The organism is Nocardiopsis valliformis DSM 45023 (assembly GCF_000340985.1).
GTDB classification, from domain to species: Bacteria; Actinomycetota; Actinomycetes; order Streptosporangiales; family Streptosporangiaceae; genus Nocardiopsis; species Nocardiopsis exhalans.
Window position 1 is genome coordinate 85,238 of sequence record NZ_ANAZ01000009.1, and the last position, 24,775, is coordinate 110,012.

24 protein-coding genes are annotated in these 24,775 nt (G+C 69.3%); 16 read left to right on the forward strand and 8 right to left on the reverse strand.

Annotated elements, in window-relative coordinates:
* Nucleotides 1-18: 18 nt before the first annotated feature.
* On the reverse strand, nucleotides 19-606 hold the full coding sequence (locus D457_RS0110390) for a DUF6542 domain-containing protein (RefSeq protein WP_017580602.1): 588 nt from the start codon (nucleotides 604-606) through the stop codon (nucleotides 19-21).
* Nucleotides 607-798: 192 nt separating this feature from the next.
* Entirely contained in the window at nucleotides 799-2,283 is a 1,485-nt protein-coding gene (locus D457_RS0110395) for a DNA recombination protein RmuC (RefSeq protein WP_017580603.1), read from the reverse strand.
* A gap of 278 nt (nucleotides 2,284-2,561) precedes the next feature.
* Here D457_RS0110395 and D457_RS0110405 point away from each other — a divergent pair, with 278 nt between their 5' ends.
* From D457_RS0110405 to D457_RS0110415, 3 genes are all read left to right on the forward strand, one after another.
* On the forward strand, nucleotides 2,562-3,155 hold the full coding sequence (locus D457_RS0110405) for a hypothetical protein (protein ID WP_017580605.1): 594 nt from the start codon (nucleotides 2,562-2,564) through the stop codon (nucleotides 3,153-3,155).
* 92 nt (nucleotides 3,156-3,247) lie between these two features.
* Nucleotides 3,248-3,529: a hypothetical protein gene (locus tag D457_RS34640; RefSeq protein ID WP_239646059.1), complete on the forward strand. Its 282-nt coding sequence runs from the start codon at nucleotides 3,248-3,250 to the stop codon at nucleotides 3,527-3,529.
* A gap of 188 nt (nucleotides 3,530-3,717) precedes the next feature.
* The gene (locus tag D457_RS0110415; protein WP_017580607.1) at nucleotides 3,718-4,416 is read left to right on the forward strand and encodes an alpha/beta fold hydrolase; all 699 of its coding nucleotides are present in this window, start codon (nucleotides 3,718-3,720) and stop codon (nucleotides 4,414-4,416) included.
* 54 nt (nucleotides 4,417-4,470) lie between these two features.
* Here D457_RS0110415 and D457_RS0110420 read toward each other — a convergent pair whose 3' ends face one another.
* Entirely contained in the window at nucleotides 4,471-5,436 is a 966-nt protein-coding gene (locus tag D457_RS0110420) for an FkbM family methyltransferase (protein WP_017580608.1), read from the reverse strand.
* Between the two features lie 168 nt (nucleotides 5,437-5,604).
* Between D457_RS0110420 and ychF the strand changes: the two genes are divergently transcribed.
* From ychF to D457_RS34645, 4 genes are all read left to right on the forward strand, one after another.
* The gene (ychF, locus tag D457_RS0110425; protein WP_017580609.1) at nucleotides 5,605-6,690 is read left to right on the forward strand and encodes a redox-regulated ATPase YchF; all 1,086 of its coding nucleotides are present in this window, start codon (nucleotides 5,605-5,607) and stop codon (nucleotides 6,688-6,690) included.
* Between the two features lie 121 nt (nucleotides 6,691-6,811).
* Nucleotides 6,812-7,045: a FitA-like ribbon-helix-helix domain-containing protein gene (locus tag D457_RS0110430; RefSeq protein WP_017580610.1), complete on the forward strand. Its 234-nt coding sequence runs from the start codon at nucleotides 6,812-6,814 to the stop codon at nucleotides 7,043-7,045.
* Nucleotides 7,042-7,467 (forward strand): type II toxin-antitoxin system VapC family toxin, encoded by a 426-nt coding sequence (locus D457_RS0110435; protein WP_017580611.1) that lies wholly within the window; start codon nucleotides 7,042-7,044, stop codon nucleotides 7,465-7,467. Before D457_RS0110430 ends, D457_RS0110435 begins: the two co-directional genes overlap by 4 nt.
* Nucleotides 7,464-7,907 (forward strand): GNAT family N-acetyltransferase, encoded by a 444-nt coding sequence (locus D457_RS34645; protein WP_152514205.1) that lies wholly within the window; start codon nucleotides 7,464-7,466, stop codon nucleotides 7,905-7,907. The genes D457_RS0110435 and D457_RS34645 overlap by 4 nt, the downstream gene beginning before the upstream one ends.
* On the opposite strand, the gene D457_RS0110440 is transcribed toward D457_RS34645, so the two are convergent.
* The gene (locus D457_RS0110440; protein WP_152514206.1) at nucleotides 7,868-8,893 is read right to left on the reverse strand and encodes a hypothetical protein; all 1,026 of its coding nucleotides are present in this window, start codon (nucleotides 8,891-8,893) and stop codon (nucleotides 7,868-7,870) included. The two genes, D457_RS34645 and D457_RS0110440, sit on opposite strands and share 40 nt — an antisense overlap.
* 205 nt (nucleotides 8,894-9,098) lie before the next feature.
* Entirely contained in the window at nucleotides 9,099-9,539 is a 441-nt protein-coding gene (locus D457_RS0110445; RefSeq protein ID WP_017580613.1) for a VOC family protein, read from the reverse strand.
* A gap of 361 nt (nucleotides 9,540-9,900) precedes the next feature.
* Here D457_RS0110445 and D457_RS0110460 point away from each other — a divergent pair, with 361 nt between their 5' ends.
* Nucleotides 9,901-10,170: a type II toxin-antitoxin system Phd/YefM family antitoxin gene (locus D457_RS0110460; RefSeq protein WP_026116521.1), complete on the forward strand. Its 270-nt coding sequence runs from the start codon at nucleotides 9,901-9,903 to the stop codon at nucleotides 10,168-10,170.
* Entirely contained in the window at nucleotides 10,167-10,424 is a 258-nt protein-coding gene (locus D457_RS0110465; protein WP_017580617.1) for a Txe/YoeB family addiction module toxin, read from the forward strand. Before D457_RS0110460 ends, D457_RS0110465 begins: the two co-directional genes overlap by 4 nt.
* A gap of 49 nt (nucleotides 10,425-10,473) precedes the next feature.
* Here D457_RS0110465 and D457_RS0110470 read toward each other — a convergent pair whose 3' ends face one another.
* Nucleotides 10,474-11,055, reverse strand: coding sequence for a Uma2 family endonuclease (locus tag D457_RS0110470; RefSeq protein WP_017580618.1), 582 nt, complete (start codon nucleotides 11,053-11,055; stop codon nucleotides 10,474-10,476).
* Nucleotides 11,056-11,468: 413 nt separating this feature from the next.
* On the opposite strand from D457_RS0110470, the gene D457_RS0110475 reads away from it, so the two are divergent.
* The 3 genes from D457_RS0110475 to D457_RS36410 all read left to right on the forward strand — a co-directional run bounded on the left by D457_RS0110475 (nucleotide 11,469) and on the right by D457_RS36410 (nucleotide 16,937).
* Nucleotides 11,469-12,434, forward strand: coding sequence for a conjugal transfer protein (locus D457_RS0110475; protein ID WP_026116522.1), 966 nt, complete (start codon nucleotides 11,469-11,471; stop codon nucleotides 12,432-12,434).
* A gap of 83 nt (nucleotides 12,435-12,517) precedes the next feature.
* Entirely contained in the window at nucleotides 12,518-12,841 is a 324-nt protein-coding gene (locus D457_RS0110480; protein WP_017580620.1) for a hypothetical protein, read from the forward strand.
* A 19-nt stretch (nucleotides 12,842-12,860) separates the two neighbouring features.
* A complete protein-coding gene (locus D457_RS36410; protein WP_026116523.1) occupies nucleotides 12,861-16,937 on the forward strand; it encodes a TcpE family conjugal transfer membrane protein in 4,077 nt (1,358 codons plus the stop codon).
* 209 nt (nucleotides 16,938-17,146) lie between these two features.
* On the opposite strand, the gene thpD is transcribed toward D457_RS36410, so the two are convergent.
* Nucleotides 17,147-18,067, reverse strand: coding sequence for an ectoine hydroxylase (thpD, locus tag D457_RS0110490; RefSeq protein ID WP_193374477.1), 921 nt, complete (start codon nucleotides 18,065-18,067; stop codon nucleotides 17,147-17,149).
* A 548-nt stretch (nucleotides 18,068-18,615) separates the two neighbouring features.
* On the opposite strand from thpD, the gene D457_RS0110495 reads away from it, so the two are divergent.
* From D457_RS0110495 to D457_RS0110505, 3 genes are all read left to right on the forward strand, one after another.
* On the forward strand, nucleotides 18,616-19,275 hold the full coding sequence (locus D457_RS0110495; protein ID WP_017580622.1) for a GmrSD restriction endonuclease domain-containing protein: 660 nt from the start codon (nucleotides 18,616-18,618) through the stop codon (nucleotides 19,273-19,275).
* Between the two features lie 283 nt (nucleotides 19,276-19,558).
* Entirely contained in the window at nucleotides 19,559-22,021 is a 2,463-nt protein-coding gene (locus tag D457_RS0110500; protein WP_017580623.1) for an ATP-binding protein, read from the forward strand.
* A 336-nt stretch (nucleotides 22,022-22,357) separates the two neighbouring features.
* A complete protein-coding gene (locus D457_RS0110505) occupies nucleotides 22,358-23,407 on the forward strand; it encodes a hypothetical protein (RefSeq protein WP_017580624.1) in 1,050 nt (349 codons plus the stop codon).
* A 33-nt stretch (nucleotides 23,408-23,440) separates the two neighbouring features.
* On the opposite strand, the gene D457_RS0110510 is transcribed toward D457_RS0110505, so the two are convergent.
* Nucleotides 23,441-24,286: a hypothetical protein gene (locus tag D457_RS0110510; RefSeq protein WP_017580625.1), complete on the reverse strand. Its 846-nt coding sequence runs from the start codon at nucleotides 24,284-24,286 to the stop codon at nucleotides 23,441-23,443.
* 113 nt (nucleotides 24,287-24,399) lie between these two features.
* Between D457_RS0110510 and D457_RS0110515 the strand changes: the two genes are divergently transcribed.
* Nucleotides 24,400-24,594 carry a hypothetical protein gene (locus D457_RS0110515; RefSeq protein WP_026116524.1) on the forward strand — a complete coding sequence of 65 codons (195 nt, stop codon included), beginning with the start codon at nucleotides 24,400-24,402 and terminating at the stop codon, nucleotides 24,592-24,594.
* Nucleotides 24,595-24,775 lie beyond the last annotated feature (181 nt).

The following is a 24,775-nucleotide window of genomic DNA, read 5'->3' on the forward strand; positions in this document are numbered from 1 at the left end:
GACCTACGCCCGTGAGCCCTACTTGCGGCCGTTGAGTTCGTCGCCGAGGTTGCGCAGGTTGCCGGGCAGGCCGCGGAAGACCGAGATGACCAGTACCAGCGCCGTGCCGAGAAACAGCCACGGCGCGACCTCGGCCAGGCGGGAGGCCAGGCCCAGGATGAGGACCCGGGCGAACCCCTCGTTGCCCAGGGCCAGGAGGCTCTCGGCGGCGACCACGGCGACGAAGTAGGCGATGGGCGGGCTCACCGAGAGCGACAGCAGGTCGCTGGGGCGGACCACGGCCGCGGTGATCAGACAGGCGAGGGTGAAGGCCAGACCCGGGGCGGCCGGAGTGGCCGTCAGGTGGGCGAGCATCGTTCCGGCGAAGCTGAACACCACGATCAGCAGGACCCCGCCGCGCCCGGTCAGGCGTGGTGGGGTCCAACTGGCGGCCCCAGCTGACCTGGCGGCTCCGGCCGTGTTCGGGTGACTGCGTGATGTCTTGTTCGTGTTGGGGTGACTGCGCGCCGTCCTGTCCGCGCTCGGCACCTCCCGGCGGCGACCGTTGGACCGCACGAAGTACGGGGCCTGTCCGGGCTCCGGACCGTCCGACTTGCGCGGGGGCATGGTCGTGCGCCTCCCAAGTTTGTTACTCACAGTGTTTAGTGTGTCACTTCTCGTAAATTTTCGGGGGTCTTTCCTGGGATCGTGTCGTCATTTCGGCCACTTGCCCCTTCCGGGGTGAACGCGGCTTCCACCCCTTGGACGCCGAGATCTCCCCGCCTGGTTCTGGCGGGTTCCGGACGCATAGCCGTTTCGTCACTCTCCGTGGTCGGTGTCCCTGGGTTCTTTTTGGGTCGATCCGTTGCCGCTGTTACTCCCATGCCGAATACCGCCGAAATCAGCCGTGTCCGCGACGCCCACAACCGACATGTCCGACTCGGGCGCGGTTGGCCCCGCAGGCCCCGAGCCGACACCGGCCTCCGAGCCGACATCGAGCCCCGAGGTGACGTCGAACCCCGAGGTGACGTCGAACCCCGAGGTGACGTCGAACCCCGCTGGGGTGTCGAGTCCCGGGGTGATGCCGAGTCCGGGGGAGGAGTCCGCGAGCTCCGGTGCCGCCACCGTACGCGGCCGCTCCGTCACCCCTGAGAGCCGGTCCAGGTCGCTGTCCACCAGGCCCAGCTCACCGAATCGCCGAGCGGTCACCAGTACCCGGCTCTCCAGCGACCCCACGGTCTGGTTGTAGGCGCCCACCGTGCGGTTGAGCGCGCGGCCGAGCCCCTCCACGTGCCCGCCGAGCGTCGACAGCCGCGCGTGCAGCTGTTTGCCCAGGTTGAACACCTCACGGGCGTTGTCGCTCAGCGCCTCCTGCTGCCACGCGTACTGCGCCGTCCGCAGCAGGGAGATCAGGGTCGTCGGCGTCGCGATGTGCACCCGCCGCTCCATCGCGTACTCCAGCAGCTCCGAGTCGTGCTCCAGCGCCGGGGCCAGGAACGCCTCGCCCGGGATGAACAGCACCACGAACTCCGGCGCCGGGGTGAACGCCGCCCAGTACGTCTTCGCCGCCAACTGGTCCACGTGGGTGCGCAGGTGCTTGGCGTGCGCGCGCAGCCGCTCCGTCGCCTCCGGGCCCTCCCCGGTCTCCACCGCGTCCAGGTACGCGGCCAGCGGCACCTTGGAGTCCACGACGATGTTCTTGCCGCCCGCCAGCCGCACCACCATGTCCGGTCGCTGCGCCCCGGCCACCGCCTGCTCCTCGAAATCGCAGTACGCGGCCATCCCGGCCAGTTCAGCGACCCTGCGCAGCTGGAGCTCTCCCCACCGGCCGCGCGCCTCGGGCCTGCGCAGCGCCGTCACCAGTGACTGCGTCTGGTCCCGCAGTCGCTCCGAACCCTCGCGCACGTACTCGACCTGCTTGGCCAGTTCGGCGTGGGCGGCGGCCCGACCGGCGTCCACTTCGCGCAGCTGCGTCTCTACCCGGTTCAGGGTCGCGGTCAGCGGCTCCACCATCCGCTCCACGGCTCGCCGCCGCTCGTCCAGGTCCCCGCCGGCCTCGGCGCTGACCGCGCGCAGTCGCCCCTCGGCGAGTTCGAGGAAACGCTGGTTGGTCTGGTCCAGGGCCTGTGCGGACAGCGCACGGAACCGGTCCGCGAGTTGCTCCTCCACGTAGGCTGCGCGCTCCTGCGCGGCCCGGGCGTCCGCGCGGGCCTCGGCGTCACGGCCGCGGGCGAGCATCCATCCCACGGCGGCGCCGACGGCCAGACCGATGAGGAGTACGAGTACGAGTGCGAGGGCGTCCATGGCGCCATGCTCTCAATCCCCGGGGGCCGTGTGCTCCCCAACGCGCAGGGTTTCGGACAGCAGGGCGATGAGGGCGGGCATGTCCACCGCAGCCGGATCGTGCAGCCACTGGAGCTGGAGCCCGTCCATGGCCGCGATGAGCAGGGCCGCGGCCTGTTCGGGGCGGCTCCGCTGGGCAGGCGGCCGCCGTACTCATCGCGCAGGGTGTCCGCGATCTCAGGGCCGGATTCGCCTTCACGCGCTGGAGTGGCCAGGAAGCAGTGGTCCAGAATCAGGGCATGGACGTCCCCAAGCTTCTGGAAGCGGCCTCCCTGCTGGTTCGCGAAGAGATCGCCACCGAAAACGACATCACGATCAACGACGTCTGGGACTACCTCACCCACGACAAGTGGGAAGTGGCCCTCGGCCTGCTGGAAGAACTCGGCGACGTCCACCCGCTCCCGCTCAGCTTCTGGGAGGCCCTGGCTACTGCCGCCGAGCAGATGCATCTGAGAAACAGCGCGGCCTGGTGCCGTTGGCGCTGCTACGAGACGCGCAATGGAATCATCCGAGCCGACCTCACCCTTCACCCCACTGGTGAGAGCCATCGGCAGACTCCTCTCCCCGGAAACGGCGTCCTGCGACCGATGTGGGACATCGGCAACCGAACCCCGGCTGGTGAATCGGTCTTGAACATCGCCCAGCTCTGGGTGGAGTTCACGCCCTCTCAGGGACCTGGTGGGCGCTCCACTGTCCGACTCGCTCCCCTCGATCCCTCGCAGTGGCAGCATCTTCAGCCCAGTCAAGTGATCACCATGCACGAGGACCAAACCGTGGGCGGCACCGCGGCCATCCTGGAGATTCAGCCTCCTACGACAACGACCGCCGCATAGGAACGAGCGCCCCTGATTGCCGTCGTTGGTGCAGAGAAGGTCCAGTCGGCCGACCCCAGCTTCACCGCCGACTTCACCGCCGGCCTCGTCGCATGCCTGCACGGCGCCGACCTGCTCACGGCCGAGTACATGATCAACGTCAACCATCCGCCCTCGGCAGACGGAAGCCCGCCGAGGACGTCCGGCTGACCGAGGCGGGCACCGGGACCGTGCTGCTGCCCGAGACCAAGGAGAACGCGGACAGTACCGCCCTGCTGGTGGAGGGGGCTGTCTCGGTCAGCGCGCTCACCTCGGACCGCAGCTACGCCTCCGGCGAGGACCCCGCGGAGCTGACGGACCTGGCCGCGATGGTGGGCACACTCGGTACTTCCTGAGGCGGCGTTCCCCGGCCGGACACCGCCCCCTCCCGGGTGGGCGCCCCCGCTTTCGGCCGGGCACCGCTCTTCTCCAGGCGAATGCTGACCGGATCCGGCCAGCAGCGGGGGTTGCCGGGGCGGGACCGAGCACCCACGCTTTCCGAAACCCCCGTGACACCCGCGGTCCCTCCGGAGAAAGGCCCGATATGCGCCTCGCCACTCACTCCAGCGGAGACGGAGAGCGCACCGCCCTCCTCGTGCACGGCGGCGCCGCACTGCACCGGACCTGGCACGCGGTCGAGGGCGAGCTGGTCCGGCGCGGCTACCGGGTGATCGGGGTGGATCTGCGCGGACACGGAGACAGCCCGCGCGGTGAGTACTCGATGGAGGAGCTCCGCCAGGACCTGGTCGACACCCTGCCGCCCGGGGCCGACCTGGTCATGGGGCACTCCATCGGCTGCGTGGCGCTCTCCCTGGCCCTGGACCACCTACGTCCGGTGCGGGCGGTCTACGTCGACCCGGCCTTCCGTGTCCCGCCCCTGACCGCCGGGGCCGCGGAGCGGATGCGGGAGGTGTTCGTCACCGCCGACGCCGCCCAGGTGCGCGAACTCCACCCGCTGTGGAGCGAGGAGGACGTGCGGATCGAGCTCGCGGGCTTCGCCGCCGCCGACCCCGACTTCTACACCTGGGTGGCCCGGGACGTCGCGGGCAAGGACAACTTCCCGAAGACGGCCGAGGTGCCCTCGCTCGCGGTGATCGCGGGGGTGGGCTCGCCGATCGGACCCGAGGGGGCCCGTGCCCTGGACAAGCGCGGGTTCACCGTCCGCACGGTGGAGGGGGCCGGGCACTGCGTGCACCGCGACGATCTGCCGGGGCTGCTCACCGCCCTCGACGGCTGGATCTGAACGGCTTGCGGCCCACCTGCCCCGGCGCATCCGAACAGGCGTCCTGCGCCCAGGTCAGCGGGGTGATCCCTGGCAGGCAGCCAGGGCGCTGCGCCACATGGCGACCGAATCCCAGAACCCGTTCGGCGGCTCCTCCGGTGCGAGCATCCACATCCGCTCCCAGGCGGGGGAGGCCCGACCGGAGATCTCCGGGCGCGCCTCGTAGGGCGGGTCGCCGCTGATCGGGAACCACAGGTAGTCCAGTGGGTCGATGAGCGCCATCAGGCGTTCCTCCACGCCCAGGTCGGGGCGCACCTTGGTCAGGACCCAGGGGCGGTAGCGGCGCAGGACCTCCAGACCGCCGGCGACCACGTCCGGTTCGGTTCCGGCGGTGTCGATCTTGACCACGGTCGGGAAGGTCGCCGCGGTCTCGTTCCAGCGGGACAGGGTGCTCGTGCGCACGGTGATGTGCGCGAGCCCCGTCCGGGTCGTGTGGACCAACCGGTTGCACATGTCGTTGTGCAGGGCGCGGCGCAGGTGCCCGGAGCCGTTGTGGTTGCTCAGGGCCAGGTCGACGACGGTGAAGCCGAGGTTGGCGGAGGAGGAGACGGCGCGCGCGGCCGAGGCGATCTCCGGGGTGGGTTCGAAGGCGAAGACGGGGCGGCGGGTGCGCGCGGCGGCGAGTATCGAGTACACCCCCACCCCCGCGCCGATGTCGAGGACCGCCCCGGGACGGGTGTGGTCGAGCATCGCCATGAAGCTGGCGAGGCTGTCGGGTTCGTGCCTGGCCAGCCCGGAGCCGGCCAGGCGGCGGGGGACGGTGAGGTAGCCGGGGAACTGGAGGGTGAGCGAGTCCGGGCCAACCTCGCGTCGGCCGTCCGCGGGTCGGGGCAGGTCCAGTCGGACGCTGCGGTTGCGCGGCGGAACTCGGTCCGGGTCCAGCCCGCCGAAGCGTCTGGGGAGGTGGGCGCGGAGCTGCCGGGTGGCGAAGCGCACGAACGGGTACCGGTGTACGAGCGCGCGTAGCTGGTCTTGGACCACGGTGTCTTCCCCTCAGTGAACGGTGTCGCGGTGCCCGGCCGCACCTCGAACCTACTCTGTGTAGCCACTTGGGTGCACTGTGTTTTGATGATTGATTTCTGGTGCCGTCATCCGCTTTCCGGCGGCAACGGCACGGCCGACCCGTTGGTCCGCATAGACTCTGACCTTGTGAGTCTGTCTATCGGGATCGTCGGCCTGCCCAACGTTGGCAAGTCCACCCTCTTCAACGCGCTGACCAAGAACGATGCTCTGGCCGCGAACTACCCGTTCGCGACCATCGAGCCCAATGTCGGAGTCGTGGGCGTGCCCGATGCCCGGCTCGCGAAGCTGGCCGAGATCTTCGGTTCGGCGAAGATCCTGCCGGCCACGGTGGACTTCGTCGACATCGCGGGCATCGTGCGCGGCGCCTCCACGGGTGAGGGTCTGGGGAACAAGTTCCTCGCCAACATCCGTGAGAGCGACGCCATCTGCCAGGTGATCCGGGCCTTCGAGGACGCCGACGTCACCCACGTCGACGGCGACGTCGAGCCCTCCCGCGACATCGAGACCATCAACACCGAGCTGATCCTCGCCGACCTCCAGACCCTGGAGAAGGCGATCCCGCGCCTGGAGAAGGACGCCAAGCGCAACGCCAAGGACAAGGACTCCCAGGAGCTCCTCAAGGCCGCCAGGGCCGCGCAGGAGATCCTCGACGAGGGCGTCTCCCTGTCCCAGGCCAAGGACGTCGACCTGGACCGGCTGCGTGAGCTGAGCCTGCTCACCGTCAAGCCGTTCATCTACGTGTTCAACCTCGACAGTGACGAGCTCGCCGACGAGGCCCTGCGTGCCAAGCTCCAGGATCTGGTCGCCCCGGCCGAGGCCATCTTCCTCGACGCCAAGATCGAGGCGGAGCTGGCCGAGCTGGAGGACGACGAGGCCCAGGAACTGCTGGAGTCCCTGGGGCAGACCGAGTCCGGCCTGGCCCAGCTCGCCCGGGTCGGCTTCGCCACCCTGGGGCTGCAGACCTACCTGACGGCCGGGCCCAAGGAGACGCGCGCCTGGACGATCGACAAGGGCGCCACCGCGCCCGAGGCGGCCGGGGTCATCCACACCGACTTCCAGCGCGGCTTCATCAAGGCCGAGATCGTCTCCTTCGACGACCTGGTCGCGGCCGGGGACATGCAGTCAGCGCGCTCCGCGGGCAAGGTCCGCATCGAGGGCAAGGAGTACGTGATGGCCGACGGCGACGTGGTGGAGTTCCGCTTCAACGTCTGAGCCGACACTGTCAGAACTCCGCCGATCTTCGTGATCGGCGGAGTTTCGTCGTCTCGGCGGGGCTTTTCACCTCTCGACATCCAAGTGCTATCGTCATTGATAGCAGCAGGAGGTGGTTCCTATGTCGTCCATCATCGTTCGCGGTCTCGACGAGCACGTGAAGCAGCAGCTCGCCGCGCAGGCGAAGGAGCACGGTCGGTCCATGGAGGCCGAAGTTCGCGACATCCTGACCAAGGCGGCCCGGAGGCCGCACATCGGCTTGGCGCTGCTGTCCGCGGCGCAGGACGTCGGCGGTTTCGATGAGTTGCCGGTCCCGGCGCGTAACGACGTCGCCCGAGCGGTGGACTTCGAGTGATCGTCCTCGATACCAACGTCATCTCGGAGATCTTCCGTCCGGCACCCGAGCCCCGCGTCCTCGAGTGGCTCACGTCGTTGACGGACGACGTCGCGATCACCTCTATCACCCTCGCCGAGTTGCTCGCCGTGGTGCGCAGGCTTCCTGACGATCGTCGCCAGGACGTGCTGGCGACCCGGATCGATGAGGCGATCGAGCCATACCGGGGGAGCCGTTCAGTGCTGGCGTTCGACGACATTGCGGCTGAGCGCTACGCGGACGTGCTTGCGTCTCGGGAGTCGGCGGGTGCACCGATCAGCACTGCCGATGCTCAGATCGCTGCGATTTGCCTGGCCCACGACGCCACCTGCGCGACGCGGAACGTGAAGGACTTCGCGCACACTGGGGTAGAAATCATCGATCCGTGGGCAGGTGCCTCATGACGGAGGCGGTCTCACCGTTCCTCCGTCCGCCGCGTCTCGCGGACGCCGGCTCCGTGTTCTCAGCGTTCGCATCAAACGACGACATGCGGCGACAGGGCGACGTGATGACGGTCGATGAAGCAGAGCGCTATGTCGCCCGCCTGCTCTCGGCCGGGGCAGCGCACCAACCGTGGGCGATCTGCGTGGACGATCAGCTCGTCGGGCTCGTGAATATCGGCGCCGACGAGGCGAATCGAAACGGGTGGTTCTCGTACTGGATGCACGCCGAGGCCCGTGGTGGAGTTCCGCTTCAACCTCTGACCCGCTGCCTCACCCACCCGAGATCCGAACGGGGGCGCGCCGACCACGTCGGCCCGCCCCCGTCATCGTCTTCCGTCCCGGTTCCGGGTGCTGCCGGAGGTTACTCCGTGATCCAGTTGCCGTTGGTGTCGGTGACGTAGCCGTTCACCTCGTTGTCGGCGATCCAGAGCTCGCCGTTCTTCATCACGGTGAGCTCGGCTCTGGCGAAGGTGCTGATCCCGTCCTCTCCCTCGACAGGGAAGCGGAGGTTGAACACCGCGTCCTCATCGGTCGGGGACTTCGCGCAGTCGCGCACGAGTGTCGCTTTCTCCAGGTCGTCCGAGAAGTACGCACCCGGTTCCGGGGAACCCTCGTCGAGCTCGTCGATGGAGTGCCCCGACCAACCGCCGAGGCGGGAGGCGACGTTCTCCCATTCAGGCACCTCGGCCGATTCCGCCACATCCTCGGCGAACACGTCCTCGAGTCCCTTGGTCACCTCCTGCAGGGTTCCATCGACCGTCGGGGACGGGTTCTGGGGCGGATTATCCCAGTCGATTTCCATGTGGTCACGAAATCCGTGCCAATCGATGTACCATCCCCAGATGTAGTCCGCAGCAATATCATCAAGGGATTCCCACTCCATGAATTCATCAATGAACTCCTCGATGCTCATGTCATCTTCGGAGGAGGAGAGCTCGTAATTCATATTGCGCTCGACCCACTCTTCGGAGTGCTGGATGACGGCTTCTTCGAGATCCTCCGTCGAATCCGCGTTGAATTCACGCAGCAGGTCATCGAGCTCTTCTCGCACGTCCTCGGCCGCGTCCGACTCGGTGTATCGGGGTGCGGCCAGCACTTCGACCGCGTCCCCGGCGTAGGAGAACTTGATTTCGACGACGCAGTACTGCGCGCTTTCCAGCTCAACAGAGCTCAGGATGGCTGAGGTGACCAGTAGTCCCTCGGCGTCGTCTCCGGCGGCTTCGCGAAGCTCCTCGGGGATCTCGACCGCCAGAGCGGTGTCGGGCTCCACGTAGCTGTCACGGGTGAAGTCGTACACGCTGTCCGGCCCGGAACTGCATCCGGTCAGAGTGAGCGCCGCAATGGTAATCACGCTCACCGGGGTAAGAATTCTCTTGCTGGTTTTCATGGGTTTTTCGTGCGCGGAGAACGTTTCCTTTCGGCGCTGGACTGGGTGTTTGCCCTGGCGGTGGTGGCATGCGTGATCGGCGCTGCCGAACCCGGGTGATGGAGCGCCTTTTGTTTTATGACAGCCCGCACCTGGCCGGGAAAAGAGGAATCAGTCCATGGGTGCGGCTGTGCGGTTCGCTTGACATATCGCAGGTCAGGCCGGTTCAGTCCGCTGGCCGGACCAGTTCCAGTCGTCCCTGTGCGTTGATTCGCATCAAGGCCTGCGAGGGGTTGAAGGCGATCTCCCACAGGTGCCCGTCCGGATCAGCAAGGTAGCCGGAGTAACCGCCCCACTCCTTGGCCACGGGCGCGCGCACGCTCGTGGCGCCCGCCGCGAGCCAGGCATCGAAGGCGGTGTCCACCTCCTCGGCGCTGTCCAGGTTCACCGCGAGCGTCACCCCGCGAAACCCTTCCCCTGCCGGGGCCACCCCGGCGTCCTCCGCCAGCGCGTCCCAGCCGTAGAGCGCCAGTACCGGGCCGGTGGTCGGTAGGAAGACGATGTCGCCGAGGTCGTGGCGGCGTTCGAACCCCGCGCGCTCGTAGAAGTCGGCGGCGTGCGCGACGTCGCGCACGCCCAGGGTGACGAGGGAGAGACTCTGGTCCATGCGGCGCACCCTACGCCCCGGTACTGGCCTCGCCCCCACCGACCTTTTCCGCCCGGTTCCGTTCGTGTGCCAGCAGCCCGAGGATGATCGGGGTCTGGGCGGCGATGTAGGTGTTCGTCACCCAGAACGCGCCCTGGGGCGGGCCCAGCCGGGGGCGAAGGCGCGCAGGGCGATCAGGGCGTCCGAGACCAGACATCGAGGCCGAGCAGCTGGATTCCCAGGTGCTCGAGCGCGAGCAGTCCGAAGAGCGGCAACAGGACACCGGGGAGGGGAGCTTGGGGGATCATCGCGACATCCTAGCCACTCCCAGAGAGGCTGATGGTACCGTATCTTGTACCACTCACTTCAGGGGGTTTTCACCATGGCCATCACGGCGAGCGAGGCGCGCAGATCCCTCTTTCCCTTGATCAAGCAGGTCAACGATGACCACGATGCCGTGGAGATCGTCTCCAAGCACGGCAACGCGGTCCTCGTCTCCGCGGAGGACTACGCCGCTCTGCGCGAGGGGGCCTACCTCATGCGCTCACCCGCGAACGCCCGCCGACTGCTGGAGTCCTACGAGAACGCCCTGGCGGGCTCCGTGTCGGAGCGAGAGTTGATCGACCCTGACACGGCGGAGGACGAAGAGTGAGGAGGCTGGTCTTCGAGGACCACGGTTGGGCCGACTACACGTCCTGGCTCAAGACCGACTGCAAGATGCTCGCGCGGATCAAAAAGCTCATCGATGACATCCGCCGGGATCCGTTCACCGGTCTCGGGAAGCCCGAACCACTGAAGTACCACCTGCCGGGAGCGTGGTCGAGGCGGATCGACGACGAACAGCGCCTGGTGTACCTGGTGACGGATCGGGAGATCGTGATCCTCGCCGCCCGGTACCACTACTGATGCCAGAGGGCTCGCGTCATCCCGGACACCGCTCCGGGCGCCGCCCGCTTCAGGCCCGCCGCGGGGGCAGGAGTCCCGTCAGGTCCAGGTCGACCTTGAAGGGCACGGGGCGTCGCAAGGGCCCTCGGAAGATCCCGGCCGGGGCGTAGGCGCCCGTGGGTTCGTCGAGTTCGTAGACACGGGTGACCGGGACCCAGCCTTCCTCCTCGACGCACCAGTAGTGCGGGATCCCGGCTTCCGCGTATTTACGGAGCTTGACACTGCGGTCCCGGTGGGCGGACTCGGGGGAGACCACCTCGACGACCAGCAGGACGTCCTCCGGGGCGTACCACGTGCGGTCCGGGTCGTACGGAGCACTCGTGACCAGGAGATCGGGTTCCGGACGATTACGCGAGTCGAGCCCGATCGTCATCTCACGTTCGACCTCGACGCCCTCGGGGACCTGCTCCATCAGGGCCGTGGTCAGGCCGGTGACGAGGCGGCTGTGCCAGGAGCTTTGGGGGGACGTCCTGAAGACGAGTGCTCCGCCGATGAGTTCGGTGTGCCGGGGCGCTTCCGGAAGGTGGTCCAGATCCTCCGCGAACCAGCCCTCCTCGCGGGGAGGGCGCATCCATTCGGGCGGAGCGGTCATGCGTCCAAAGTACGGACTCCGTCTGCCGCGGGCCGATGTGACGGAGGATTCTGGTGTGGCGCCGGTTACATCCGCTCAACGGTTTCCTGACCGCGGAGGACACATCTTGCTCTCCGACCGGTGACTAATCCCTTTACGGTCAGGCCAGAAATGCGCTGAAGTGCACCACCGTAGGATGCGTTGGGTGGTGAATTCACGCACTTTGGGTCTTTTTGTCAGGATTCTTCGCCGTGTGCAATGTGCGGTTGGCGGGGAAACGCGGACTCGCCCTGGCCGCTCCCAACCCGCACAATGCCTCACTATAGGGATGGGGTAGACAAGGGCATGGCGGAAGGCGTCGGTTACGGCGCGAGGAAGACCGGGCGTCGGCGCAGGGGCCGGCGCATCACTGTGTGCAGGAGATGGAGGCGGGGATGGCCAAGACGGCGCGGCGCGACACCGCGGTGCGTGACCGGGCGGACGACGTCGACGACGAGCTCGACGCCCCGCGCCCCCGGAAGCTGCGGGCCGGGGCCGGTGGGCGCTGGTGGGTCGGTGTGGGGCGCGTGCTGTTGTGGGCGTTCGTCATCGTCGTCATCTTCAACGGCATCTGGTTCCCCATCCGCAACGGTTTTTCCCTGCCTACCTCCGCCGCCGAACCCGAGGTCACCGAGACGGTCCAGTTCCCCGAGACCGCCGCGGCCGCCTTCGCGCTCCGCTTCGCCGACGCTTACCTCGACACCGCCGATCCCGAAACCCGACAGGCCGCCCTGGCGACCTTCGTCCCCGAGGGCCAGGCGGGGCAGCTCAACCTCCCCGCGGACAGCCTCACCGGGGAGAACCTGACGGTGATCGCGGTGGAGGTCCACGACGAGTACAACGCCGTGGTGGTCATCCGCGCCGACGTCAACGGGGAGGCCATGAGCCTTGAGGTGCCCGTCTACAGCGACGGCTCCTCGCTGGTGCTCTCCGGTGGCCCGGCCCTGCTTGCCGCGCCCGCCCGGGCCGAGCTGCCCGCGGCGCCCTCCTTCGACCAGGACCCCCAGGTCGCCGAACAGCTCGAGGGCGTGCTCACCGGTTTCTTCGAGGCCTACGCAGAGGAAGCCGGTCACCTCGACCGCTATGTGGAACTGGGTGCCACAGTCACCCCACTTCCGGCGAACAGTGTGGAATTTGTCGAACTGTCCGATATCACGGTGCCATCCCAGTCCTCGACCGGGGATGATGATGTACGACAGGTGGCAACCGCCGTGGTCTGGGCCCTGCCTTCCGGCGACGCCGGTGAAGGTACGGGTGAAGCCGGGCAGATGGTGCAGAACTACCTGGTCACGGTCGTGAATTCCGGTAACGAGTGGTACGTGCGTGACATCCAGGGTGCCCCGCACTCGTTCGGCGGCTGATCGACCGACAACGGGGCCTGTAGGCAAGGAGACGAGAAGAACCATGCGCTCACCAGTAACGACAGCGGAGGAAGACGCCTGACATGCTCCCCCTGTTGTCTGCCACGGCCGACTCCATGACGGCCCTCGGCTCCACTGACCTGACCTCCCTCGCGGTCGAGGCTCCCCCCGCGCAGAACGCTCCCGACACCGGCGGCCTCGCGGACTTCCTGCGCGGCTTCTTCGGGCCGCTCTTCCTCGTCATCGTGTCCATCGTGGCGATCTTCTTCCTGTTCACCAGGGAGATCACCCGCTTCATGCAGTTCATCATCCTGGCGATCTTCATCGGGATCGTCTTCTACGTTCCCGGCATCATCGAGGTCATCGCGGTGGCACTCGCCCGAGCGATGGGCGTATCGACGGATTAGGCGAGGGAGGCCGGAAAACGTGGATCTGCCCACGTACACCAACATCTGGCGTATCGAGAAGCGGCTGTACAAGCTCTACGATTTCCGGCTGCCCATGCCGCTCCCGGTGGGGACCTTCGGGGTCGCGCTGGGTGTGTTCGCGCTGTGGGTGGTGCTGCTCAGCATCGTCAACGCCCCGTTCGACTTCGGCAACGGCTGGCACCTGGTGCTGTGGGTCGTACCGCCGGGGGTGATCACCGTGCTGGCCACCCGGCCGGTGATCGAGGGCAAGCGCCTCACGGAGCTGCTCATCTCGCAGGCCCGGTTCCTCACCGAGGCCCGCGTCTACACCCGGCTCGCACCCGAGTACGAGCCCGCCGAGGTCAGGGTTTCGGTGCGCGTGTGGCACCGGCACCCGGAGGCCGGGCCGCTGCCCCTGACCCGCGCCGCGGCCCGCAGGGCCCAGGCCGAGGAGGAGGCCGCCCTGGAGCGTGCCGCCGAGGCCGAGGAAGCGGAGGCCGCCGCACTCGGTGAGCTGGAGGGAGCGGAGGAAGCCCCGGTCCGGGGGAGCGGCCGCCGCGCCGCGCCCGAGGCCGCGCCGCCGCTGCGCGGTGTGCCCACGGCCGAGCCCGAACCGGTCCGTGCTGTTGAACCCGTCCGCGCCGCCGAACCCGCACACGAACCCGCTCCCGTCCCTGACGACGACGTCGAGTACACCCCCGCCCGGAGGGTCCCGGTCGCTGCTGCTTCGAGCGCGCACGCCCCGGCCCGCTCCGGTACTGCTCCGATTCAGGAGGACGATGCCGTGGCGGAGCCGCGGAACGAGTCCGAACACCGTGAACTGGCCGCCGACGCCTCCGACCTCCCCGCCGACCCCCCTGCGGACCGCCATCGTGGGGTCGGTCGCCGTATGCTCAACTACTTCGGTTTCGCCCTCGGCCCCGACGCGGACTGGGCCGACTCCGGCGACCAGGACCCGGGCGACCACGAGGGCAGCGGTGGCCACGACCGCGACCACGACCGCGGCCACCGGCCCCCGGAACGGAACCTGCTCGACGAGGACGTCGACTTCGGCGAGCCCCTCTACGTCACCGAAGAGGACGAGCAGCGCGATCGCGACCAGTGGTTCGCCCAGCTGCGCGCCTCCTCCGGGGAGACGCCCCTCGGCCTGACCTCCAAGGGCGCCTACGCCGCCAGCGACACCACCGCCATGAGCAGTGCCGAACTCGCCGACGCGGTCAGCCCAGCAGAACCCGGACCCGCCCCGAAGGGCTCGGGTGAGCGGCACCGCGGCGAGCCCGAGGAGCGCACGACCGAGCAGCGCGGGGAGGGGTCCCCCGCCGCCCGCCGCCTGCGCGGACGGGTCCAGGGCATCCAGGTGGCCAAGGAGCACGCCGACCGCCGCGAGCGCGACGAGACCGGGGAGGGCACGGAGGCGCCCGAGGCGGCCCAGCAGTCTGTTCCCGTTCGTGAGCGCGCCCAGCAGACCCCGCCCGCCCGGACATCTAAGGCCAAGGGCCGGGCGCTCCCGGTGACGGGGAACCAGGACGAGCGTCCGGCTAGGACCCGCCGTCAGGGCCGCCCGCACGCCACTCCGTGGGCGCTCGACGCCGAGGAACAGCCCGCGGCCTCCTCCGGTCAGGCCGACTACCCGGGGCTGTCCGACTACGCGGCCCGCTACGCCGCGGCCTCGGGCCGGCCCTCGGTCGCCGAGGACGTGGCGGCCGCGCCGTGGCTGCCCCCAGCCTCGTCCGCACCCGAGGACGAGCCGCGTGAGAAGCCGCGTGAGGAGTCGACCGCTCGCTCCGAAGCCGGCCCGCAGACCTCCTTTGCCGCGCGGAACCCCGATACGGCCGCCCCCGAGCCGAGCACCGCCAAGCCGAGCACTCCCGAATCGGGCGCCGCCAAGCCGCCGCTGCAGCTGGATCACGGCACCGGCGAGCACGAGGCGATGCCGGTGGAGCCCGAGGAGGAGGACCCCGCCGAGCGTGGCCCGGAGTGGAGCGAGCACATGTCCGTGCTCGACCAGCACCTGATCACGGCCGACACCCCGGCCCCGCCCCGGCCGAAGTTCGCCGACGCGGTGCCCAGCAAGGAGCGCGACAGCGAGCGCCGGGACCCCTCGGAGTGGTTCGACGACGGCAAGCGCCGCCACCCGGACCAGCCCAAGGTGGGGGACAAGGACAACCCGGTGATCGCGGTCAGCGAGATCCGCGAGGAACGCCGCGCTGCCGCCGAGGCCCGGGAGCAGGAAGCTCGGGAGAAGGCGGAGCGCGAGCTCAGGGTCCAGCAGGAGGAGGCCCGCGAGCAGGAGGAACGGGAGCTGCGGGCCCGCGAGGAGGCCATCCGCAAGGAGGCCGAGGAGGACGACCGGCGCGCCGCCGAGGCCGCTGCCGCCGCCCGGGTCGACGAGCCCAAGCCGTCCACCCAGCTCGACCACGGCACCGGCGAACTCGTGAGCTTCGTGGAGGTTCGCAAGGACCCCCGCACGCCCACCCCGAGGTCGAGTGCCACCGCGTACGAAACCACCGACCCCGCGCCGCCGGTCACCAGCTCAGGGGAGACCACCGCAGCCTCCCACCCGCCGGAGGGCAGCGCCGCTACCGAAACCCACCCGGCGGCTGAGGCCCCGGTCCGGCCCACCGAGGCCGAACTCGCCGAAGCAGAGGCGGCCGCCCTACGCGCCCGCCGCGCCCCAGCCGGGACCGAGGTCCAGGACGCCCCGGACCGGTCCGACGACCTCTCCCGCACCATGCGGTCAGCATCCCCGGAGACCACTGCCGAGCAGAAGGGATCGGTCGAACCCGACCGAGCCCCCCAGGGGGCCGACGGGGACCGGACACCCCCCGAAGCTCAGGACACTCACGCGTCTCATGCCGCTCACGGGGACCGCGAGCCTCACGGTGCTCAGGACACTCACGAGGACGGCGGATCCCACGGCGCCCAGGACATCCCGGCCGACGCTCCGGCTTCGCAGGCGGGGCCCGACTCCCACGACGGGGTCTTCCACCGGGTCGCGCAGAACGCGCGGCGGATCGGGCAGCTCTTCGGGCAGCCGACGCCGGGGGAGGAGCCCGAGCCGTCGCGGCGGACCGAGTCCGCCGACGATCAGGCTAAGCCCGACCTCGAACTCGACCACGGCACCGGCGAACAGGCCCGGCTGGGCGACACCCCCAACGGGGTGCCCTCGCACAGGCCCGAGCCCGAACCGGTCCAGCGCGCGGAGGAGCCCGAGCCCCAGCCGGTGGATTCCGCTGTCTCCGGCGGTACCCGTGGCTGGCGTCGGCTGGCCAAGGTCGTCACCGGGGGAGCGGCGCCGGTCCGTTCGGATCTGCCCGCCAGTGACATCGAGCGGCTGCGCACTCCGCTGGCCGAACCGCGCTCCCTGGTCGTCCTCGGCTGCACCGGCGGCGCCGGGCAGACGGTGACCGCCCTGATGATCGGCCACACCCTCGCCGCGCACCGCGACGACCGGGTGGTGGCGGTCGACGTCAACCCCGGACCGAACGGCCTGTCCCGCCGGGTCGGCGCCCAGGCCCCGGAGACCCTCACCGCGCTGTTGGCTAACGCCGACTCCGTGGACGAGTACGAGCGGATGCGCGCCTACGCGGGGCGGGCCGGGACCGGGCTGGAGGTCGTGCAGACCCTGGACGACCCCTACGTCCAGACCCTGGACGACCGCGACTACGGCCAGCTCTCCAACCTGCTCGGCGGGTTCTACGGGGTGACGCTGCTGGACCCGGCCGCCACCGGTGTGGCCAGGGCCCTGCCCGTCGCCGACGGCCTGGTCCTGGTGGCCCCGGCGAGCGCGGACGCCGAGCGCGCCGTCTCCATGACCTTCGAGTGGTTGGACGGCAACGGCTACGCCAACCTCAGGGCCAACTCGGTCTTGGTGGTTAACGGGGTGAGCAAGCGCAGCCTCCAGGACGTGGACTCCGCCGAACGGGTGGCCCGCGGTCGCTGCCGCGCGATCGTGCGCATCCCTTGGGACGACCACCTGGGCGCCTCGTACACGAAGATCGACGTCGGTGCCCTGCGTCCGGCCACCAAACGCGCCCACGGGGCCCTGGGCGGGGTTCTGGTCAACGCCCTCGCCCCCGCCGCCAGCGCCACCTGAGGCCCAGGCGGCGAAGCATGCGGGCGGCCCGCACCCGAGCAGGGGTGCGGGCCGCCCGTGTTCGCGGGTCTGTCAGGAGTGTTCCGGCCGGACGTGTCCTCTCCCCGGCCACGTCCGGCAGCCCGACCTCCCCCGTCCATCTCCGGATGATCTTGCTACCAGAAGCGAAATCGGCGCCGAACTTGCTACTGGTAGCAAGATCACGGGGGTTAGCTTCCCGCCGGGACGGTCTCCCGTGCGGCGAGGAACTCCGGGCGGGCGTCGCCCGCGCTGAACGGCTTGGTGCACGCGTTGTCCACGCTGTTGAACACCACGAACACGTTGGAGCGCGGGTAGGGCGTGATGTTGCCGCCCGACCCGTGCATGCAATTGGAGTCGAACACGGTCACGTCGCCCGCCTTGCCGGTGAGCACGTCGATGCCGTGCCGGTCGGCGAGCAGGTTCAGCGACGCCTGGTCCGGGGTGCCCACGTGTTGGCTCTTCAGCGAGGCTCGGTAGTGGTCGTCCGGGGTCTGGCCCACACAGGAGACGAAGGTCCGATGCGACCCTGGCATGATCATCAGGGCGCCGTTGTGGGTGAAGTTGTCGGTGAGTGCCACGGAGAAACTGACCGCGCGCATCCGGGGCATGCCGTCCTCGGCGTGCCAGGTCTCGAAGTCCGAGTGCCAGTAGAACGAGCCGCCACCGAAGCCGGGTTTGTAGTTGACGCGGCTCTGGTGCACGTACACGTCGGATCCGAGGATCTGGCGGGCGCGCTCCACGAGGCGGGGGTCGTTCACGAGGTCATGGAAGACCTTGCTCACCTTGTGCACCTCGAACACTGAGCGCACCTCGTTGGAGCCGGGTTCGACCACGACGCGCTCGTCGGCGCGCAGGGTGGCGTCGGCGCTGAGGCGGCGGAGTTCGGCGCGGTAGGACTCGACCTCGACCGGGTTCACGATCGACTCGACCTGCGTGTAGCCGCGGCGGTCGTAGCCGTCCAGTTCCTCGGGAGTGAAGGGTCCGTTCGGGGCACCGTTCCCCGGGCCGCCGTGCCAGACGACGGGGTCCCTGCGGTAGAGCAGTGCGGGTTCGGGTGCCTTACGGGTCGGGTAGTCGTCCGCTGTCGGAAGATCCATTTGCAGAGTCATGGCGCTCCCCTCGAGGGGGTGCTCCTCTCGGCTGGGGTCCTTCGTACGACATGCGAACTTAACAAACCCGGACGGCCTGGATCGTGTTGTTCTTTTCTGTCGGTGTTTACACGTTCATCATCTGGGTATTACTGGCATACTATATAGGCGAAAACGAATGGCGCCCGGAAGTCTTTCCTTCGGGGTTTTTCGTTCCTTCAGGGTCTTCTCCGGCGCTCACCTGCACAGTGTCGCCGAGCGTGATCTTCTGGAGGCGATCCGCCTGATCCCTCTTGTTCGCCCAGCTCACTCCTGAGCGCCGGTGAACCATCGAACCCAGGGCCGCCCACGCGGAGTCTTATGTGTGATCTATTTCACAAGCATTTGAGGCAGATCTCGGCGCAAAACGAATCCGGGCCCCATCTTCGCCGTAACCGCGTCTCGCCTTCGTTATTCGCGAGCGGCCTCCGATTCACGCGGAATTCTCGCGTGGGGTCTGGTTTCAAGATCACCGTTACTTCACAGTAGTGGGGTCCGGATTTCCTCAACCCGCTCAAGAGGAGAAACACGTGACCCCCTTCCCCCGCGTGCTCGCGCGCACCGCGGCGACCGTTTCGGCCGCCGCCGTGGTGATGGTTCTCGGCTGGGCTTCCCCGGCCGCCGCCGACCACACCCTGCCCCCGAACATCCCCAGCGACCCGGCCGCGCAGACCCAGCTGAACTCGCTCACCGTCGCCGCCAAGGGCCCGCAGGACGGCTACGACCGAAGCCTCTTCCCGCACTGGAACGTGGTCGACAGCCCCTGCACCTCCCGCCAGGTGGTGCTTCAGCGGGACGGCCACGACGTCGTCACCGACTCCAACTGCCAGCCCACCTCCGGCAGCTGGTGGAGCGCCTTCGACGACGAGTGGGTGTACGACGTCCCCGGCGACATCAGCGTCGACCACCTGGTCGCGCTCAGCGAGGCCTGGAAGACCGGCGCCGCTGACTGGTCCACCGCCCGGCGCACGGAGTTCGCCAACGACGTCACGAGCTCCCAGCTGTGGCTGGCCACCCCGTCCAGCAACAGCTCCAAGGGCGACAAGGACCCGTCAGAGTGGATGCCGCCCAACACGGCCGTCCACTGCGACTACGCCAAGTCCTGGATCAACGTGAAGTACATCTACGACCTGACCGTCACCTCGGCCGAGGAGTCCAGTCTCCAGAACACCCTCGACACCGCCTGCTAGCGGACGCCGCTCGCTGACGGCGAACCCCTGACGCGGCCCGGCCCCTCGGATACGGCCGGGCCGCCCCCGTGTTCGGCTCCGCCCCCGTTGTTCTGGTCCGCCCCGCCCCGTTCCGGCTTTCCCCTTTTCGGTTCCGGACCACCCCGAGCCCCCGCGGCCCGGCCTCGCTCAGGGATTCTGGCGCGCCGTAACCCGGTTTGCTTCTGTGTGCCGGGTGCGATGCTCCAGTATGGAGGCGGCACCCTCAGCCGCAACGTGACCAGAAGGGCAAGGCGATCGCGACATGACCGGCACCAGGGGAACCCGGGGCGCGACCCGTCTCGCGGTCCGCTACTTCGACGACCGCGTGCTGTTCAGCGACAACGAGGCCTGGGCCTACTTTCGCCTCCCCACGGTGTCCTACGAGTTCACCACCCCCGAGGAGCGCCAGGCGCTCGCCACGAACATCACCATCGCCCTCGCCGCCATCCGGATGAACGACGCCGAGGTGCACCTGCGCGTCGCGCACCGCACCTACCCGGCCGCGCAGTGGGCCACCCGGCTGGACGAGACCGCGGACGCCGGCCCCGGCTGGTACGACTACCTCGACGAGATGTACCGGCACGTGTGGGCCAAGGACTTCTGGACCAAGGAGGTCTACCTCGGCGTGCGCCTGGGGCCGCGCAACGCGGGCGCGGGGCTCGGTCTGTTCTCCCAGTTCTTCGGCGCCTACCAGCGCACCGAGCAGATTCTGGGGATCAACGACGACGCGATCGACGACAAGGAGATCGCCCGCTGGACCGACCAGTCCGAGCGCCTGGGCCGCGCCCTGGCCGCGAGCTCTCTGCACGCCCGGCACGCCACCTCCGACGAGGTCGCCTGGCTCATCCGGCACGCGGTCAGCGGTACCGCCGAGGAGATCCGCCCCTCTGCAGCGGGCCGCCGCACCTGGGGGCGCGGCGAGATCGAGCAGCTCGTGGACGGGGTGATCCACAACGGTCGCTCCATGCTGCGCCTGGAACAGCCCGCCGGGTCCACCTACGTGGCGTTCCTGTCGTTCTCCCGCTTCCCGGACCTCATGCCCTTCCCCGACGGCGAACCCTGGCTGCACCACGCGGACGCGCTGCCGTTCCCCGTGGAGATCTCGCTGCGGATGAAGCTCATCCCGCCCGCGAAGGCCTCCAAGGACGTCGGCCGCAAGCTCGCGCACGCCCGCGACATGGACGCCCATATCCGCGAGGCCGGGGTGGAGGCGCCCATCGCGCTGGCCGAGCAGATCGACGCCGCCCGCATGCTGGAGCACGGCATCACCAAGGAGCGCCTGCCGTTCGTCTACGGCTGGCACCGGCTCATGGTCTCCGCACCCACCGAACGTCTCCTGGTCCAGCACGTCGAGGCGGTCGTGGAGCACTACCGCGACATCGGCATCGACGTCATCAACTCCACCGGCGACCAGATCTCCCTGTTCAACGAGTCCCTGCCCGGTGACCGCATCCGCCTGAACGCCTATGCCCAGCGCCAGCCGCTGCGCACCATCGCGGGCGGTATGCCCACCGCCACGGTGGACGTCGGCGACCGCGTGGACGCCCAGGGCGGCGGCTGGGTCGGCCCCTACGTCGGCGAGACCATCGGCCGGGCCCGCTCCATCGTGCACTTCGACCCCATGGTCGCCGCGGCCCGCAACCGCCCCACCGCCATCGCCATCACCGGTGAGCCCGGCGGCGGTAAGACCACCCTCGCGCTGCTGATGATCTACCAGCTGGCCCTGCGCGGGGTCACGGTCGCCGCCATCGACCCCAAGGGCGACGCCGAGTCCCTCGTGGAGCTGCTCAAGCACCGCGGCCGCAAGGCGCGCATCATGTCGCTGGGTTCGGCCCAGCCCGGCCTGCTCGACCCCTTCGCCTTCGGTGACGACCTCGCCGCGAAGAAGACCATGGCCACCGAGACGCTGCGCCTGCTGCTGCCCCGCATGAGCGAGGAGCGCGAGTCCGCGATGATCCAGGCGGTGGCCACGGTGGCCAACCAGCCCCAGCCGTCCCTGGCCAAGGTCGTCGACCACCTGGTCTCCTCCGAGGACGCCGCCTCCCGCAACCTCGGCGCGGTCCTCGGTTCGATGGCTGAGATGCGGCTGGCCTCGCTGTGCTTCGACCCGCAGGGCGAGGCCCGCATCGACACCGAGGGATGGACCACCGTGTTCACCCTGGGCGGGCTCACCCTGCCCGACTCCGGGGTCAACCGGGACGACTACTCCTACGAACAGCGCCTGTCCGTCGCGCTCCTCTACCTGGTCTCGCAGTTCGCACGCCGCCTGATGAACGGCCTGGACCGGCGCCTGCCCAAGGCGATCTTCCTGGATGAGGCCTGGGCGGTCACCTCCACCCCTGAGGGCGCCAAGCTGGTCCCCGAGGTCTCCCGGATGGGCCGCTCCCGCAACACCGCGCTCATCCTGGTGTCCCAGAACGCGGGCGACATGCTCAACGAGCAGGTCACCAACTGCCTGTCCTCGGTGTTCGCCTTCCGCTCCAGTGAGGCGCACGAGGTCGCCGACGTGATGTCGCTGCTCGGTGTGGACAGCAACGAGGACCACATGGCGATCCTGCGCAACCTCGGCAACGGTGAGTGCCTCTTCCGGGACCTCGACGGCCGCTCCGGGCGCATCGGCGTCGACCTGGTCTCCGAAGGGCTGCTGCGCTGGCTGGACACCAACCCCACTCGCGAACGGCCCGCAGACGGTTCCCTGGTGACCGCTAACGGCCGCGACCAGTAGCGAACCTTTCCCGCGCGGCCGCGTACCCGCAGGTCAACGGCGTGCGGGCGGATGCGGGTCGCGGACGTGCGGACAACTGATGACAAAGGGGTGCGGGGAGCCGGGTTCGGGCACAACAAGGATGGGGATCAAGGAGACTACCGCCCGCTCTCCGATCCCCGTCCGATCCCGCCCCGGCCGGACTCCGTTCCGACCCGGACCGGCCCCGTCTCACCGCGGCCCGGCCATCCGATCCCGGCCTCAGCCAGCCGACCCCAGTCCCAGCCATCCGACCTTTCGCGCTCCCTGATCGCCACGAGCCCCCGACCGACACTCACCACTCACGAGGGACCGCCCATGAGTGAGGACGTCATCCGGCCGCGCCCCGTAGTCGACACCGCTCTGCCAGAGGAACTCCGCGAGGACATCTACCGGGAAGCCAACGCCCCGGAGTCGCACCGCATGCGCACCGATGGGGAGGCTGTCAGCCGAGCCCTGCGCTTACGCGAGGGCGGTGTCCAGCTGCTCGGGGTCGGCTTCACCCTGGTCCTGGCCCTGCTCACCGCCGGCTGGTACCTGGGCATGGTGATCGCCAGCATCAGCCTGGTCGCTTACGTCGCCGCGCTGTCCCTGCGCAAACAGGCCGACCCGGTGGTGCGCGGGGTCGGCGCCGCGGTCGGCGGCGGAGCGCTCGTGGCCGCGCCCCTGTGGTTGTTCGACCTCCTACCGCTGGACCCGCCCGCCGGTGCCCCCTGGCTACTGTTCGCGCTGCTGGTCGGCATGGTCACCGCGGACACGCTCACGGCCCAGGTGAAGGAGCCCCCGGAGGAGCACTACCGGGACCGGGTCCTGCTGCCCGAGGACATCAGCGCCGCCGACCACGGCCTGCTGGTGGCGGTCCAGCAGACCATCGACAAGGTCACCGACGCCCGGGTGGAGCTCGGCGGCTCCGACACCCTGGACACTGCGCGGGGGCTGGCGGTCCTGCGAGAGCAGGAGTGGCGGATCGCCTCCCTGCTGGCCCGTCAGCGCGAACTCCGCCGGGAGTACATCCGGCGGTGGCAGCAGGCCTCCTCGCCCCGGGTGCGCGAGGTGCTCGAACCCCAGCGCAGGCACCTCATCGCGGTGGAGGGGCACATCCGGGTCCGGGTCGACCAGATCGTCGAATACGGCCGCTTGGTGGAGGCCTCGGTCCTGGCGCATCGCGAGTGGGAGCAGTGCCAGGAGGCCCTGGACTCGATGGACGCCTACACGGATCTGCGCGCGGAGGCCTCCCTGATGTCCGTGCACTCCGCGGAGGTCGCCGAGCTCGCCGACACCGCCGAGGTCGCCCGCCGGGTGCGCGACGAGAGCGTCACCAGGGTGCACGCCGCCGTCACCGGTCTCATGGAGCTCCCCCAGGAGTGACCGCGGAAGGCCCAGGAAGGACCCGGAGACTTCTCAGGCTCCGGACGCGGGCCCGGAGATCCCCGGGCCCGCGGATTCGGTCCCGCCGGCGGCTCCGAGGGTGATCTGCCGGGCGCGGACCAGGACCGCGGCGGTGAGCAGGCCCAGGGACGCCCAGGTGACCAGCGTGGTGGTGGGCATGACCACGACCCCGTAGGACCGGAAGGCAATGGGGTGGTTCATCACGAGGAAGACCGTGAACAGGAGGGCGGCCGGCCACAGGGCGAGGAGCAGCGCGGTCCGGGGTTCGGGGCGTCTGCGGTGCCGCACGGCCAGCAGAACGGTGCTCAGGCACAGGAGGACGCCGAGTACCGCCTCCAGGTCCTGGAGGTTGATGAGCCCGGCCAGTTGCGCCGCCAGCAGGGCGGCCAGCACGGCCGCCACCGCCCAGGTCACGGCCCGGTACCGGAACGCGGCCGCGATGAGCAGCCCCGTCATGGCCAGTACACAGGCCCACACGACCAACCAGGGGATCATGTCCGCCGGGTCGGGCCTGATGTGGACGACCGGCTCCCACTGGGACCAGACCAGCAGGGCCAGGTGCATCACCGCGAGGACGGCCGCGGCGGTCCACAGTTCGAGCCAGGCGCCCCGCGGCATCCCGGGGCGTTCGGCGTGCAGGAGCAACAGCAGCAGGAACGCCGCGGTCCAGATCTGCGGGTTGGGCAGGTCCCAGGACAGCCACACTTCGGGCAGCACCATCGCCACCAGCGCGAACATGGTGAAGGCCAGCAGGGCGGACCCGCTCAGCGGCGTCCGGGCGGAGAGGGCCCGTTCGAGAACGGACCGGGTTCGATCGAGGAACGGTGACGGAGTCAGCGGGAAGCATCCTTCGGGCAAGGGAGGACGGCGCCTCCAACTCTGGCACCGAACCGCCGGACGCACCAGATTACCGATGACCGCATCCGGTCACACCGGCTCGTCGGACGCGGCTCCCGTGCTATCAGGGGCTCATGGCACTGAAAACGAAGGACGGGGTCGGGGTGGACGTCGGATCCAGGGTGTGGTCCCAGAACGGGGACGGGCCCTTCGCCATCCAGGCGCATCCTCTTGGTCGGGGTTTCCTCCTGCTGGTGGGGGAGTCGGAGGAACGGACGCACAAGCCGGAGGACATCGCGCGTTATTACCATGCCCACAATCCGAGCTGAGTCCCGTTCGGTGCCGGGTGCCGGGTGCCGGGTGCCGCGGTGGATTTCCGTAGCTGCCCGGTCGGTCTTCGCGAGGATTGCGCCTAGATGCCCCGCCCGTGCGGGTAGGAGCGGTTTCGGCGCGGTAGAAGTACTTCCTGCCTGTCCCGGCCGGATCCGGCCAGGGGCAGCTTATGTGGTT